The sequence below is a fragment of the Eubacterium sp. OM08-24 genome, from assembly GCF_003438075.1.
GTDB lineage: Bacteria > Bacillota > Clostridia > Oscillospirales > Acutalibacteraceae > Ruminococcoides.
The window spans coordinates 611,330-627,107 of the sequence record NZ_QSTA01000001.1 but is presented as its reverse complement, the minus strand read 5'-3'; the positions used below and the strand labels follow the sequence as shown (position 1 = coordinate 627,107).

At 40.9% G+C, this 15,778-nt stretch carries 13 protein-coding genes; 11 read left to right on the top strand and 2 right to left on the bottom strand.

Features of this window, described 5'->3' with window-relative positions:
- The first annotated feature begins 7 nt into the window (after nucleotides 1-7).
- The 9 genes from DXC23_RS03095 (at nucleotide 8) to galE (ending at nucleotide 11,935) form a co-directional block, all read left to right on the top strand.
- Nucleotides 8-1,294 carry an extracellular solute-binding protein gene (locus DXC23_RS03095; RefSeq protein ID WP_117704719.1) on the top strand — a complete coding sequence of 429 codons (1,287 nt, stop codon included), beginning with the start codon at nucleotides 8-10 and terminating at the stop codon, nucleotides 1,292-1,294.
- Nucleotides 1,291-2,172, top strand: a complete 882-nt coding sequence (locus DXC23_RS03090; RefSeq protein WP_117704718.1) for a sugar ABC transporter permease — start codon at nucleotides 1,291-1,293, stop codon at nucleotides 2,170-2,172. Before DXC23_RS03095 ends, DXC23_RS03090 begins: the two co-directional genes overlap by 4 nt.
- Complete coding sequence (locus DXC23_RS03085; RefSeq protein WP_117704717.1) at nucleotides 2,169-3,017, top strand: carbohydrate ABC transporter permease; 849 nt, start codon at nucleotides 2,169-2,171, stop codon at nucleotides 3,015-3,017. Before DXC23_RS03090 ends, DXC23_RS03085 begins: the two co-directional genes overlap by 4 nt.
- 66 nt (nucleotides 3,018-3,083) lie before the next feature.
- Nucleotides 3,084-5,270: an alpha-galactosidase gene (locus DXC23_RS03080; protein WP_117704716.1), complete on the top strand. Its 2,187-nt coding sequence runs from the start codon at nucleotides 3,084-3,086 to the stop codon at nucleotides 5,268-5,270.
- Between the two features lie 23 nt (nucleotides 5,271-5,293).
- Entirely contained in the window at nucleotides 5,294-6,580 is a 1,287-nt protein-coding gene (locus DXC23_RS03075) for a galactokinase family protein (protein WP_117704715.1), read from the top strand.
- Nucleotides 6,581-6,591: 11 nt separating this feature from the next.
- Nucleotides 6,592-8,082, top strand: a complete 1,491-nt coding sequence (locus tag DXC23_RS03070) for a UDP-glucose--hexose-1-phosphate uridylyltransferase (protein WP_117704714.1) — start codon at nucleotides 6,592-6,594, stop codon at nucleotides 8,080-8,082.
- A gap of 1 nt (nucleotide 8,083) precedes the next feature.
- On the top strand, nucleotides 8,084-9,037 hold the full coding sequence (locus DXC23_RS03065; protein ID WP_117704713.1) for a carbohydrate kinase: 954 nt from the start codon (nucleotides 8,084-8,086) through the stop codon (nucleotides 9,035-9,037).
- Nucleotides 9,038-9,053: 16 nt separating this feature from the next.
- Nucleotides 9,054-10,904 (top strand): alpha-amylase family glycosyl hydrolase, encoded by a 1,851-nt coding sequence (locus DXC23_RS03060; protein WP_242997389.1) that lies wholly within the window; start codon nucleotides 9,054-9,056, stop codon nucleotides 10,902-10,904.
- A 35-nt stretch (nucleotides 10,905-10,939) separates the two neighbouring features.
- Nucleotides 10,940-11,935, top strand: a complete 996-nt coding sequence (galE, locus tag DXC23_RS03055) for a UDP-glucose 4-epimerase GalE (protein ID WP_117704712.1) — start codon at nucleotides 10,940-10,942, stop codon at nucleotides 11,933-11,935.
- Between the two features lie 313 nt (nucleotides 11,936-12,248).
- Here the strand turns inward: galE and DXC23_RS03050 are convergent, their stop codons facing one another.
- Nucleotides 12,249-12,635: a hypothetical protein gene (locus DXC23_RS03050; RefSeq protein ID WP_242997388.1), complete on the bottom strand. Its 387-nt coding sequence runs from the start codon at nucleotides 12,633-12,635 to the stop codon at nucleotides 12,249-12,251.
- A gap of 277 nt (nucleotides 12,636-12,912) precedes the next feature.
- On the opposite strand from DXC23_RS03050, the gene DXC23_RS03045 reads away from it, so the two are divergent.
- Both DXC23_RS03045 and DXC23_RS03040 read left to right on the top strand, forming a co-directional pair.
- Nucleotides 12,913-13,488 carry a hypothetical protein gene (locus DXC23_RS03045; protein ID WP_117704711.1) on the top strand — a complete coding sequence of 192 codons (576 nt, stop codon included), beginning with the start codon at nucleotides 12,913-12,915 and terminating at the stop codon, nucleotides 13,486-13,488.
- 303 nt (nucleotides 13,489-13,791) lie between these two features.
- Nucleotides 13,792-14,139, top strand: a complete 348-nt coding sequence (locus DXC23_RS03040) for an NUDIX domain-containing protein (RefSeq protein ID WP_242997387.1) — start codon at nucleotides 13,792-13,794, stop codon at nucleotides 14,137-14,139.
- A 78-nt stretch (nucleotides 14,140-14,217) separates the two neighbouring features.
- Here DXC23_RS03040 and DXC23_RS03035 read toward each other — a convergent pair whose 3' ends face one another.
- Nucleotides 14,218-15,594: a glycine--tRNA ligase gene (locus tag DXC23_RS03035; protein ID WP_117704710.1), complete on the bottom strand. Its 1,377-nt coding sequence runs from the start codon at nucleotides 15,592-15,594 to the stop codon at nucleotides 14,218-14,220.
- Nucleotides 15,595-15,778 lie beyond the last annotated feature (184 nt).

Here is a 15,778-nt window from a genome sequence, read left to right as displayed (position 1 = left end):
AAATGCTATGAGAAAGACAAAAAAACTGTTGAGTTCATTTTTGATAGTTGCTATGCTGTCCTCGCTGATGTTGAGCGGTTGTAATTCAGAAGGTACAGATAAAATCGAAGTTGAGCTTGTACAGTACAAACCAGAGGCGGTTGCTGCGTTTGAGAAAATTGAGGAAGGCTTCAATAATACTCACGACAATATCCACCTCACAATTCAATCTCCTAATGAAGCAATGACTATATTAAAGACACGCTTTATTCGTGAGGATTATCCTGACATTGTTGGAATAGGCGGAGATATTAACTACTCAAATTTCCTTGACGCCGATATGTTTATGGATATATCAGATTTTGAGGGTGTATCCGATATTAAGCAGGCTTATATGGATATTGAGGACGAGCTTGAGTTTATTCCTACAGACGGTGTGTACGCATTGCCCTATGTAGCAAATGCGGCAGGTATCCTTTACAACAAGGATATGTTCGAGAAAAACGGTTGGAAAATACCGCAGACATGGACGGAGTTTACAGAACTTTGCGAAACAATCAAGGCTTCGGGAGTTCAACCGTTATATTTTGGCTATAAAGATACGTGGACTTGTCTTGCTCCTTGGAATGCTCTTGCTGTCGGTCTTTCACCATCTGATACCTGCGCACAGGTGAATGCAGGCAAAACCACCTTCAGCAAGGAGTACAGAGAAACAGCCGAAAAGATAAAAACTCTGCTTGACTACTGCGAACCGAATCCGTACGCTTACGGCTATAACGATGCCTGTACAGCTTTTGCAAGAGGACAGGCAGCAATGTATCCCATAGGCAGCTATGCCGTTCCTCAGATTAAATCGGTTAATCCCGATATTAACATTGATTCATTTGTATTCCCTGCAAATGACGATGAGAAAGACAATGTGCTTAATTCGGGTGTTGACCTTCAATTCTGTGTTATGAAGAACAGCAAGAATAAAGAGGCTGTGTATGAGGTGCTTCGTTATCTGTATGAGGATGAAACAATACAGATTTATCTTGACGAACAGAATTCAATCCCTTGCAAGAACGGAGATTTTAAGCTGCCCTCAATTCTTGACGGAATGAGCAGTTATATTGAGGAAGGCAGAATGACTGACTATCAGGATCACCATTATCCCAGTGAGATGAGCGTTGACGCTATGATTCAGACCTATCTTATGGACAACAGCAGTGACGCAACCGATAAATTCCTGAAACGATTTGATGATGAATGGGTACGCTATAACCGTGACCTGATTCAAAAGGTTCAGGACTATGAAAAGGAGGCTAAAAAATGAAATCCGGAAGACGATTGTCAAGTAAGAGCAGAACATATCTTGGTATGCTTATCCCGGTAGTAATTCTGTTCTTTGCGTTTAATACTTTGCCGCTTATAATCGGTGCTTTCTACAGTTTCACAAACTACAGAGGCTATGGCAGCTGGGATTTTGTAGGTTTAAGAAATTACTTTGATTTGTTTACAGATTCAAGGGTATGGAATTCTTATTTCTTTACATTTAAATATGCGATTGTAGGAACAATACTTGTAAATGTTATCAGCCTTCTTATGGGACTTGCATTAAACAGCAAGATTCGATTTAAAAGCACATTAAGAGGTATCTACTTTGTTCCGAACATTCTCGGAGGATTGATTGTAGGTTACATTTTCAGCTTCATTTTTACATACATTATTCCTGCTGTCGGTGAAACCTTCAACATTGAGTGGATTCAGAACAGTATTCTTGCAGATGAGCGTTATGCGTGGATAGGCGTTTTGATAGTAGGTGTATGGCAGGCGGTTGCTATGAATACGATTATTTATATTTCCGGCTTGCAGACCATTCCCGAGGATGTGTATGAGGCTTCGAGGATTGACGGTGCAGGAAAATTTCTTACATTCAGAAAAATAACGCTTCCGCTTTTGATGCCGTTTATCTCAATAAATCTTGTTTTAAGTACAAAGAATATGCTTATGGTTTTCGACCAGATTATGTCCTTGACCAAGGGCGGACCTGCACAGAGCACCGAATCAATATCCTACCTGATTTACAGAAACGGTATGGACGGAGGTCAGTTTGGTTTCCAAAGTGCAAATGCCGTAATATTCTTTATTCTTATTGTTACTATTTCCGTTATTCAGATGAGAATGACAGGTAAAAAGGAGGAACAGCTATGAGAAGACTAAAAAGAAAACAGGGAACGAACTGGTTTTTGACCTTTGTGCTTATATTAGGCTGTCTTACAGTTCTGTTTCCTCTTTATATGACGGTTATTATCGCCTTTAAAAATCCTTCGGAAATGACAAACGATGTTGCCGGTGCGTTAGCTCCGCCGAGTAGCTGGAGTTTTGATAACTTTGCAGAGGCAATGAGGGTGACAAACTTCTGGAGTGCACTTTCTAACAGCTTGATAATCACAGGCATCACAATTATTTTATCAGTTCTTATTCACTCAATAGCCGGTTATGTTATCGGCAGAAATATGAGAAGAAAAAAGGGCTACAAGTTAGCTTATTTCTACATAGTAAGCGGTATGTTTGTTCCGTTTGCAATCCTTATGATGCCTCTTGTAAAGGAAACTGCACAAATCGGACTTGCAAATCCTATCGGTGTAATTCTCCTTTATCTTGTTTTCTATATGCCTATGAATGTTATGCTATACAGCGGCTATCTAAAGAATATTCCTCTTGATATGGAGGAAGCGGCTGAAATCGACGGCGCTTCAACATGGAAAACATATTGGACGGTTATTTTCCCGATGATGAAGCCTATGCACGCTACCGTTGCAGTGCTTACGGCATTGGGTACATGGAACGATGTAATGACACCTCTTGTTATTATGTCAGGCTCGGAGAATACAACGCTTCCGCTTGCACAGCTTAATTTCCAGACGCAATTCGGAACAAACTACAATCTTGCATTTGCATCATATCTGCTCTCGTTAATTCCTATTCTTATATTCTATGTAGTCTGCCAGAAGCAGATTATCGGCGGAGTTGCAAACGGTGCAGTAAAGGGTTAGTAAAAGGGGAGAAGTTTTATATAAGCTTCTCCCATTGAATTAATATTAAACAATAAGGTGATATTTATGGCTATCAGAGTTACAGAACAAGGCAGAAATTTTTATTTGGAAACACTTCACTCTATGTATCAGATAAAGGCAGACGAATACGGAGTGCTTAAGCATATATGGTACGGCTCACGCACGGAGTGCGATATGGAATATCTGCTTGATTATCCCGATCTCGGTTTCTCGGGTAATATTTATGAGGCAGAAAACAAAAGAGACTATTCTCTTGATACAATGCCGCTTGAATACTCCTGCAAAGGAATAGGCGATCACAGAATTCCGGCGGCGGCAATCACTCACCCGAACGGTAGTGACGCCCTTGATTTGCGTTTTGACGGTTATGAAATCAAAAAGGGAAAGTATGTAATTTCAGGGTTGCCTGCTGTTTACGCTGATGAAGATGAAGCGGAAACACTCGAAATATACCTCAAGGATACTTCGTCGGATATTCGTGTGATTCTAAAGTACGGCGTACTTGAGAAGAAGGACATAATTACCAGAAGTGCGGTTTTCTGCAATATGGGTGACGCTCCGTGTAAAATTACAAAGGCGTTCAGCTTGTGTCTGGATATTCCTCATGGCGATTGGGATTGGGTGCATTTTCACGGCCGTCACATAATGGAGAGATTAGTTGAACGCAGAAGTCTGTTTCACGGTGTTCAGGAAAGCTCAAGCAACAGAGGAACTTCAAGCCACCAGCAAAACCCTTCTGTTCTGCTTTGCAGTAACGATTGTACGGAAACAAGCGGAGAGTGTATAGGTGCGTTACTTGTTTACAGCGGTTCTTTTCAGACAAAAATTGAGCTTACTCAGCTTAATCAGGTGCGTATGCTTATGGGCATAAACAGCGAGTGTTTCAGCTGGGAGTTAAAGCCGAATGAGCAGTTTAGTACACCCGAGGTTATATTGTCTTATAGCGACAGCGGTATGGAAACGCTTTCACATAATTTTCATAATGTAATAAGAAACAACATTTGCAGAGGTGAATATAAGCAGTCCGAGCGTCCCGTACTTATTAACAACTGGGAAGCTACCTACTTTGATTTCAATGAAGAACGCTTGGAGAACATTGCAAAGGAAGCGTCAAAGCTCGGTGTTGATATGTTTGTAATGGATGACGGCTGGTTTGGTAAGAGGGACAGCGATACTTCCGGTCTTGGCGACTGGTTTGTCAATGAAGAAAAACTAAAAGGCGGCTTGAACACTCTGGTTGAAAAGGTCAAGTCCTATGGTATGAAGTTCGGCATATGGTTTGAGCCTGAAATGGTATCCGAGGACAGCGAGCTTTACAGAACTCACCCTGAATGGGCGATTCAGATACCAAACAGAAAGCCGACAAGAAGCCGTTATCAGCTTGTTCTTGATATGACACGTCAGGATGTTCGTGACTATTTATTCAAGGTTATCAGTGATGTATTGAGCAGTGCCGATATTTCGTATGTGAAGTGGGATATGAACCGCAGTATCTGCGATTGGTACAGCGCAGAGCTTCCTGTTGAAAATATGGGAGAAATGCAGCACAGATATGTTCTGGGATTGTATGAACTTTTGGACAGACTCACTTCTGAATTTCCGCACATTCTCTTTGAGGGCTGCAGCGGCGGCGGAGGTCGTTTTGATGCAGGCATACTTTACTATTGCCCGCAGATTTGGTGCAGTGATGATACCGATGCATACGAGAGGACGAAGATTCAGTACGGAACCTCATTTTTCTATCCAATATCAACAATCGGTTCTCATGTTTCAATTGTACCAAACCATCAGACAGGCAGAATTACTCCTTTTGAAACAAGAGCAGTTACGGCTATGAGCGGCAGCTTTGGCTATGAGCTTGACTTAAACACGCTTTCGGAAGAAGAAAAAAATGCGGTTATCGAGCAGAATAAACGCTTTAAAAAATACGGCCCGTTAATTCATAACGGCAGATACTACCGATTAAGCAATCCTATGACGGATAAATTTGCAATCTGGTCGTTTGTGTCTGAAAATTCCGGTGAGGTACTTGTTCACGGAATGATATTCCGAACAGAGCCTAATATGACAAGATATTCCGTAAAGCTGCGTGGATTGATTTCCAATAAGAAATATGTTGTTGACGGCGATAACACAATTTATACAGGAAAGGCATTAATGGAAGGCGGTATCCTTCTTCCGAAGCCTTGGGGAGATTTCTTCCCGATTGAACTGCATCTCAAAGAAGTATAATTATACGGAACGGAGAATACAATATGAAACCACAAGCTTTTATTGATAGACTAAACAGCGGTGAATTTGACAGTTTACTGAAAAAATTATACGGTGAGTCACAGCTTGAAATTGAGAAACAGAAGAAGCGTTATACAGAAGCGGTAAAAAGCTTTAAAGAACTTTATCCGGAGCGTGAAGATATAAAAATCTATTCTGCCCCCGGCAGAACGGAAATCGGAGGAAATCACACAGACCATCAGCACGGATGTGTATTGGCGGCAGCAGTGAATCTTGATGTTATTGCGGTTGTATCTTTTCATAATGACGGAGTAATAAGACTGAAATCAAAGGGTTATGAGAAGGATTTAATAGATTTATCCGACCTTAGTGTTCATACCGAAGAAAAGGGAAGGTCAGCCTCAATCATCAGGGGTATAGCGTCATATTTTAATGATAAGGGCGTTGCTATGGGTGGTTTCGATGCCTACACGACTTCAGATGTGTTGAGCGGAAGCGGACTTTCATCGTCAGCGGCGTTTGAAACGCTCATAGGTACAATTATTGATTTGCACTACAACGGCGGCAATGCAGGCAGTGTTGAGATTGCAAAAATCGGACAATATGCAGAAAATAAATATTTCGGCAAGGGCAGCGGTCTTATGGACCAGATGGTAAGCTCGGTCGGAGGATTTGTTTATATCGACTTTCTCAATACATCAGAGCCGATTATCGAAAAACACAGCTTTGATTTTGAAAAGGCAGGTTACAGTATTTGCATAACCGATACAAAGGGCAGTCATTCTGATTTAACCGAGGACTATGTTGCCGTACCGTCCGAAATGAAAAGGGTTGCAGCTTATTTCGGAAAGAATGTTTTGCGTGAGGTCGATGAGGAAAGCTTCTATGAGGCTGTTCCGAAACTACGAAACACCTGCACAGACCGTGAAATTATGAGAGCCGCACACTTTTTCGGTGAAAACACAAGAGCTGAACAAGAGGCACAGGCACTTGAAAACGGTGATACCGACAGATTTTTTGAGCTTGTTCGTCAGTCGGGTGAGTCGTCTGCAAACCTTTTGCAAAATCTGTATTCCTACAAAAAGCCGACTGAACAGGGAATACCGCTTGCAATAATGATGAGTAAACGAATTTTACAGGATAGCGGTGCAGTAAGAGTTCACGGAGGAGGCTTTGCAGGAACGATTCAGGCATTTGTTCCTGTTAAAAAAATCAATGAATATTCCGATGAAATGAACAGGATTTTCGGCGAGGGCAGCTGTTATGTTCTTCGCATAAGACCTGTAGGCGGAATTGAAATTACTGCATAAGGGTGGTTTTTATGATTTGTAATGAAATTCAGAAACTGATAAATTATTCAATAAAAAGCGGACTGATTGAAAAAGAAGATGAATATGTAATAAGAAATCAGCTTATGGACGCACTCTGCGTTTATGACTGGGAAGAACCTGAAGTTATCGAAAATAACTTCGTAATTGATGATATTTTGAACAGGCTTACAGATTATGCTTGCGAAAACAAAATAATTGATGACACAACTGCATCACGTGATTTGTTTGATACAAAGCTTATGGGAATTGTCACACCATTCCCAAGGGAGATCATCGGCAAGTTCAATCAGCTCTGCTCGCAGTCGCCTGAAAAGGCTACCGACTGGTATTATGATATAAGCCAAAAGCTTAATTATGTAAGAGCAGGAAGAATCGCAAAGGATATTCGATGGCAGTATGAGTCGGAATACGGCACGCTCGATATTACCATAAACCGTTCAAAGCCGGAAAAAGATCCCCGTGATATTGCGGCGGCAAGAACAGCAAAGGCAACAGCATATCCGAAATGTCAGCTTTGCCCTGAAAACGCAGGCTTTGCAGGAAACAAAAATCACCCTGCAAGACAAAATCTCCGTCCGATTCCTATTGATATTTGCAGTGAAAGCTGGCAGCTTCAATATTCTCCTTACGGCTATTACAACGAGCATTGTATTGTGTTCAATGAAAAGCATATTCCGATGAAGATAGACTCAGCCGTATTTGAAAAGCTGTTTGATTTTATAGATAAATTTCCTCATTATTTTGTAGGCTCAAATGCAGATTTGCCGATTGTCGGAGGTTCAATTTTAAGCCACGAGCATTTTCAGGGCGGAAATTACACATTCGCAATGGCTAAAGCGGAGATAGAAAAAGAATTCTCCTTGTCGGATTTCCCTGAAGTAACGGCAGGCATTGTAAAATGGCCTATGTCCGTAATTAGACTGAAAAGCAAGAATAGGGAAGAACTTTCAAAGGCTTGCAGTTATGTCCTTGAAAAGTGGAGAGGTTACAGTGATCCGAATGCAGGAATATTTGCCGAAACCGAAGGAGTGCCGCACAATACGGTAACTCCTATTGCGAGAATGAACGGCGATAACTACGAGTGTGACCTTGTACTTCGCAATAATATTACTTCCGATGAGCGTCCTCTCGGTGTGTTCCACCCAAATCAATCACTGCATCACATAAAAAAAGAGAATATAGGTCTTATTGAGGTGATGGGACTTGCCGTTCTTCCTGCAAGGCTTGCAGTTGAATTAGAAGAAGTGAAGAAGGCAATGCTTGCAGGAGCAGACCTTAACTCAAATCCTGCAACAGCTTCACATGCCCGGTGGGCAAAGGATATTTTATTGCGTTATCCGGAATTTTCCGAAGCTAATGCAGAAGACATACTTCGGCTTGAGGTCGGAAAAGTATTTGAACAGGTGCTTTGTGATGCCGGAGTATTCAAGAGAACCGAAAAGGGAGTTTCCGATTTTATAAGGTTTACAGAGGTGCTTTAAAGTGTTTGATATTACTACTGTGGGAGAAATACTGATTGATCTTACACAAACGGGAATTTCGGATAAAGGAATTCCGATATACACAGCAAATCCAGGTGGAGCACCTGCCAATGTTGCAGTAGCGGCTTCAAAGCTTGGCGCAAAAACTGCGTTTATCGGAAAGGTCGGTAACGATTCTTTCGGAAAATTTCTGTGCGATACACTAAAAAAGTACAATGTCAGTACAGACGGCGTTATTACCGATAAAAGTGCCAACACAACGCTTGCGGTAGTTTCGGTAAACGAAAACGGAGAGCGCAGCTTTGCTTTCTATAGAAAAAACAGTGCCGACACATTGTTATCTGAATACGAAATAATCGATTTGCATCTGAGCAATACGCATATACTTCACTTCGGCTCTGTCAGCCTTACCGCTGAACCATCAAGAACGGCAACAATCTCAGCAGTCAAGCGTGCAAAATCGTTCGGAGCGGTAATTTCATATGACCCGAATTACAGAGAGAGCCTTTGGAGCAGCTTAGATGAAGCAGTTGAACAGATGAAAAAACCGCTTGATTTAGTAGATATATTAAAAGTATCAGATGAGGAATTACCTCTTATCAGCGGAAAAACCGATGTTGAAGACGGAGCAAAATACTTATGTGACAAGTATAATATTAAGCTCGTTCTTGTAACTCTCGGCGCAAAGGGTGCATATTATCGCTTTAAAGATTGCGCAGGAATTGTTGACGGCGTAAGCGTTACGGTTGCAGATACAAACGGTGCAGGCGATACATTCTTCGGCGCATTTTTAAGCCGTATGGCATATATGGAAAAATACAACCCGTCAGACCTGACGGAGGACGAAATAAAGGATATGCTGGCATTTTCAAACAATGCGGCGGCAATTACAACAAGCAGAAGCGGTGCGATACCTGCTATGCCTACTATCGGAGAGATTGACAGATTACCATAAATTGAGGTGATGAGTAGTGAATAAATCAGCTAAGTGGGAAAAGGAATTTGTTGAACGCTTTTCAAAACGCTATGATGAGCTGAAATGGCTGTATTGTGAAGTTTATAACAATGATATGAAAGCCTTTTCCTGGTTATGTAATTCATTATACGAGTATTACAAGAGCCGAAAAAGCTCATTGAAAAAGCTTGACATAGAAAAAGAGAAAAATCCCGATTGGTATAAAACGAAGAATATAATCGGTATGATGTTGTATGTTGACGCTTTTGCAGACAACCTTGAAGGTGTAAGAGAAAAAATTGACTATCTGAAGAAATGCGGGGTTAATTATTTGCATTTTATGCCATTACTGAAAACTCCAAAGGGCAGGAGTGACGGCGGATATGCCGTATCTGATTTCAGAAAGGTTCAGCACGAGCTTGGCACAATGGCTGAACTTGAAAAGCTGACAGCCGAGTGTCATAAAAACGGAATAAGCTGTTGTCTTGATTTCGTTATGAATCACACAAGTGAGGACCACGAGTGGGCAAGAGCAGCACGAAACGGCGATACTGAAGCTCAAAAAAGATATTTTTTCTTTGATGATTGGGAATATCCCAATAAGTTTGAACAGACTGTTCCGCAGGTCTTTCCGACAACAGCACCGGGTAATTTTACTTATCTTGACGACTGCGATAAAATTGTGATGACTACCTTTTATCCTTATCAATGGGATTTGAACTACGGAAACTGCGTAGTGTTCAATGATATGGTCGGAAATATGCTTTCAATTGCAAACCGAGGAATTGATGTTATAAGACTTGATGCTGTTCCGTATATCTGGAAGGAGCTTGGAACAAGCTGCCGTAATCTTCCTAAGGTTCATTCACTCGTCAGAATGATGCGAATAATAACGGAAATTGTCTGTCCCTCCGTACTGCTCTTGGGTGAGGTTGTTATGGAGCCGTCAAAGGTTGTGCCTTATTTCGGAACTGTTGAAAAGCCTGAATGTCATATGCTTTATAATGTAACAACGATGGCAAGTACATGGCACACCGTTGCAACAAAAGATGTAAGACTTCTTAAACGTCAGATGAATCAGCTTTCCGAGTTGCCGAAAGATTATATCTTTTTAAACTACCTGCGTTGTCACGATGACATAGGCTGGGGACTGGATTATGATTGGCTAAAGCAATTCGGCATAAGCGAGATACCGCATAAAAAATTCCTTAATGATTATTTTACGGGAAAGTTTCCCGACAGCAACGCAAGGGGAGAGCTTTATAATAATGACCCAAGGCTCGGTGACGCTCGGCTTTGCGGAACAACGGCAAGTCTTTGCGGAATAGAAGCTGCACTTGAAGAAAAAGATACGGACAAGCTTGAAAAATCAATTGACTGTGATATTATGCTCCACGCTTATATGCTCACGCAAAGCGGTATTCCCGTTCTTTACAGCGGCGATGAAATAGGACAGCTCAATGATTACAGCTATCACGATAATCCCGAAAAGAGTGTTGACAGCCGTTATCTGCACAGAGGAAAGTTTAATTGGAAACTTGCCGAAAACTGCGATGACTCAGATACGGTTCAGGGCAGGATTTTTCAGAGTATTCAGAAACTTGAAAAATGCAGAGCCGAAAACGAGGTTTTCAGAGCAGAAGCAGATTTTCAGACAGTGGATACAGGTTCTGACAGCGTTCTGGGAATTTGCAGAGAATATGAAAATAAAAAGCTGCTTGCATATTTTAATTTTAGTGATAACCATCAATCCGTATTTCTTGACGGTGTAAAAAGCGGAAGAGATTTATTCACTGATGATGAGGTGTGCAGTATTTCCATTGAACTAAAGCCATATGGTTTTAGTTGGCTTTTACTTGATGAATAAAATGACAGAGATAATTTCCGGAAAGGAGAAAAACCATGAAAATTCTTGTGCTCGGAGGTGCCGGATATATCGGCTCGCACACTGTTTACAGACTTATCGAGCAGGGCAACGAGGTTGTAATTTTCGACAACCTTGAAACGGGTCATATTGAGGCTGTGCATCCAAAGGCAAAGTTTTACAAGGGCGATTTGAGAAACAGAGTGGAAATAGACGCTGTTCTTGACAAGGAGAATGGCATTGACGCAGTTATTCATTTTGCGGCAAATTCACTTGTCGGCGAAAGTATGATAAATCCGCTTAAGTACTACGACAACAACCTTTGCGGAACAAAGGTACTGCTTGAATCGCTTGTTGCACACAATATCAAAAATATTGTATTTTCATCAACAGCGGCAACCTACGGCGAACCAAAACATACACCTATTCTTGAAGATGATCCGACCAATCCGACTAACTGCTACGGTGAAACAAAAAAAGCAATGGAGAGAATGTTCTATTGGACTCAGCAGGCACACGGCTTGAAGTATGTTTCACTGCGTTACTTCAACGCCTGCGGTGCTCATATCAGTGGAAAAATCGGCGAGGCGCACAACCCGGAAACCCATCTTATCCCGATTATTTTGCAGGCGGCAAACGGTACAAGGGACCATATAAGCATATTCGGAACCGATTACAACACACCTGACGGAACCTGCATCCGTGACTATATTCATGTTACAGACCTTGCACAGGCACATATCCTTGCTGTTAAGTATCTGTTAAACGGCGGCGAAAGCAATATTTTTAACCTCGGCAACGGCGTCGGCTTCTCGGTAAGAGAGGTTATTGAAACGGCTAAAAAGGTCACAGGAAAAGAGATAAAAGTAATTGAAGAAGAACGCAGAGCAGGCGACCCTGCCATACTTATCGCTTCAAGCGACAAGGCAAAGAATATCCTTGGCTGGAAGCCCGAATATGATGATCTTTCAACAATTATAGAAACTGCGTGGAAGTGGCACAGTACACATCTTAACGGATATCTATCCGATTGACAAAACGACAATTTTCAAAATATTAAAGAATTATCTTGTTTTATTTACCCCGATGTTTTATTAAGGATAGATTGCCGAAAAGACATCCGGAATTAAATTTGAAAAGATAATCAAAGTATAAAATGAAATGCTCCCCTTTTGTTAGACAATGAGGTATAATATAAATATACCGTAATTAAATAGTGATGAGCAAAACGCATGGATTGAAAACTAAATAAAGAGCTTATGAGATAAAAAGCAAACACAAGTGCACAGCAAAGCAAGCCTTGAACAAAATGTTCAAAACTTACCTTGAAATATTAAGTCTTTCGAGCTAAGCAATTCTTTTAGCAGATTTTAAGCAACGAACAGAATAATTCGAATTAGTGATGAAAGCAGCATAAGCAACGGCAAGCAAAGCAATATGAGCAATGGTATTGAGATTTTTTGCAGCATTTTCACTGTGAACCCAAAGCCGCTCCTGACCGGTCTGTTTGAAACGAGCATTGTATCGTTCAGCTTCGGTTCTAAGCGAATAAATTTTCTTAAAAGAGATTACAGTTACGGTCAATGGAAAGTCTGTAATCATCGGGAACGGTAATGTATTTTTTACAGCCTTTATGTTTTTTACCGTTGTTCCGGTTTTTATGATTACAGGGACAACAACCGAATTTTGAATTTCTGAAGGGACAGCAGTATTTTTGCCTGATTCTTCCCTCACTGCGACACTTTCCGTCCTTGTTCATAGCTAAAATCGGAATAGAATTTTGCTTTCGGTTGTGAAGTGAAAAGTGTAATATCCTGTAAAATTTCTTGGCGATAGATGACAGCCAACCCCTTTCGTTGGTTTGTTGCAATTTAATTATACGATATTTGGTTGGCTGTTTCTATATTTTATAGTGATAAAATTAAAAAACGCCCTGCAAAAATCCAGTGTTTATCACACTTTTGGAGTTTTGCTCAGGGCTATATAAATTTGATGTAAAGGAGTGCTAAGTATGGGCTTATTTGATATGTTTGCCGGCAAAGCAATTAACCAAGTCGGTAATTCCGTAAAGCAAGCAGTGCAAAACGCAGGAAACAAAACCGAAAGAATTGTGTTTGATACTTTGCCGCAAAGCTATGAGCAATTTATAAATTTGCCGTCAGCGGCAATGTCTACTCCGTTTCAGACAGCGGCAATGACGGTGCTTGCCCTTTGCTTTTATCCGCAGAACAGTGAACTGTCATTAAAAATGCTTGATTTTTTGCGTGGACCTCGACCGCTAAACGGCGCAGATAAGCAATTCATCGCCGACCGTTTTCGTGCAAAGGACTATGTACCTCGCTCGTATTTCGTGGGGGCAACACCCGAAAACGACTATCAGCCAAATGCTCCATATACCGTTGAGGTCAGCGAAAATCAGTATTCCTATGAGGAACAGGGAATAGCAAAGCTTTTCATAAGCTCTGGCGGTGCAGACAGTCCCCGTCCGATAAAACTACGCAAAGCCAAGGATGGCAAGTGGTACCTTTGGGAGCAGTTCCTGCTGACAGATATTCGCAAGCCCGAAAGCACCAACCCAAGGGCGTGAGAATATGCGTATAATCAGCGTAAAAATATTTTTGTAAATAAAAAACTCAGCAGATAAGCTATTTGAGTTAGCTTATTTACTGAGTTTTTGTTATGTAATTATATAATGGATAATTAAAGTAATACCTTAAGAGTTGATGATATATAAATTGTTTATCAAATCACCATATAGCTTTTTGCTTTGAATGTGGTGCAAAGCTTATTGAATAAGAGCTTGAAGGCGAGGACATTGTGCCTTTTTGTGAGAAATGCAATCAGTATAGATTTCCTGTGTATAATGTCGCCGTAAGTATGATTGTTGTAAATGAGCAGAACGGAAAAATTATGCTTTTTCAGCATTACGGAAAGCCCGTGTATATTCTTGTGGCAGGCTATATTAATCGTGGCGAGCAGTCAGAAAAACGCTGTTGCAAGAGCAATAAAAGAGGAAACAGGTATGACGGTTTCGCATATAAAATTTAATCGCACTAAGTTCTATGAACCGTCAAATACCCTTATGTGCAATTTTACGGCATTTGTGAAAGATGACAGTGAATTGAACACTAACGGCGAAATTGATAAATATAAATGGTTTGAAAAGGAAGAGGCAAGAAAGAATATTTTGCCTGACAGCCTCGCATCAATTTTCCTTAATTCTTATCTTGACGAATAATTTGTAAAAACAAAGGCAGTAACACTCCGAGTAGAATGTTACTGCCTTTTAATTTATGTGCTCCTGATTTTAGAAAAATCAGAATTTAATTTTTTCTGCAATGTACTCGTTGAGCTTGTCGATTGCAACTCTTTCCTGAGCCATTGTGTCACGATCACGAACAGTTACGCAACCGTCATCAACAGATTCAAAGTCATATGTAATGCAGAACGGTGTACCGATTTCGTCCTGTCTTCTGTAACGCTTACCGATTGAACCTGCATCATCGTAATCAACCATAAAGTCTTTGGCAAGCATATCATGAACTTCCTGTGCTTTATCGTTGAGCTTTTTAGAAAGAGGAAGAACAGTTGCCTTGAACGGTGCAAGCGCAGGGTGGAGGTGGAGAACAACTCTTGTGTCTTTCTCGTCGATAACTTCTTCATCGTAAGCCTCAACCATAATAGCAAGGAACAGACGCTCAACACCGAGTGACGGCTCAATTACATATGGAATGTACTTTTCGTTTGTCTGTGGGTCAAAGTATTCAAGTGACTTGCCGCTTGTGTTCATATGCTGTGTAAGGTCATAGTCGGTTCTGTCAGCAACGCCCCAAAGTTCGCCCCAACCGAATGGGAAGAGATACTCAAAGTCGGTTGTAGCCTTTGAATAGAAGCAAAGCTCTTCTTTTGCATGGTCACGAAGTCTGAGATTTTCAGCTTTCATACCAAGTGAATAGAGCCAATCACGGCAGAAACCTCTCCAATACTCAAACCACTCAAGGTCTGTACCCGGCTTGCAGAAGAACTCAAGTTCCATCTGCTCAAATTCACGAACACGGAAAATAAAGTTGCCCGGTGTAATCTCGTTTCTGAAAGACTTACCGATCTGCGCAACGCCGAAAGGTACTTTCTTACGGCTTGTTCTCTGAATGTTTGCAAAGTTTACGAAGATACCCTGTGCTGTTTCAGGACGGAGATAGATTTCGTTTTTACTGTCCTCTGTAACACCCTGAAATGTTTTAAACATAAGGTTGAACTGACGAATGTCCGTAAAGTTATGCTTGCCGCACTGTGGGCAAGGAATCTGCTTTTCTTTAATATATTCAGTCATTTTCTCGTTTGACCAGCCGCTTACATTTGTACCGTCAAAATCTTCGATAAGGTTGTCTGCACGGTGACGGGTTTTACATTCCTTACAATCCATAAGCGGGTCAGAGAAACCACCGAGGTGACCTGACGCTACCCATGTCTGCGGATTCATAAGAATTGCAGAGTCAAGCCCTACATTATACTTGTTTTCCTGAACAAACTTTTTGAGCCAAGCCTGCTTGATGTTGTTCTTGAGAGCCATACCGAGTGGGCCGTAGTCCCATGTGTTTGCAAGTCCGCCGTATATTTCCGAACCCGGATATACAAAGCCTCTGCCTTTACAAAGAGCAACAATTTTTTCCATAGTCTTTTTTGAATTGTCCATATCTGTAACCTCATTTCAAATATTTACAAAATCATATACATAAAATTATACTATTAAATAATACTACAAACTGCCGCTTATGTCAATTAAAATGTGGTAATATACTTTTATTTAGTTGTTAAAATTTTTATAAAAAAATTATTAATTTATATAAAATACCTTGCATTTCTTTAAAAAATAGTGT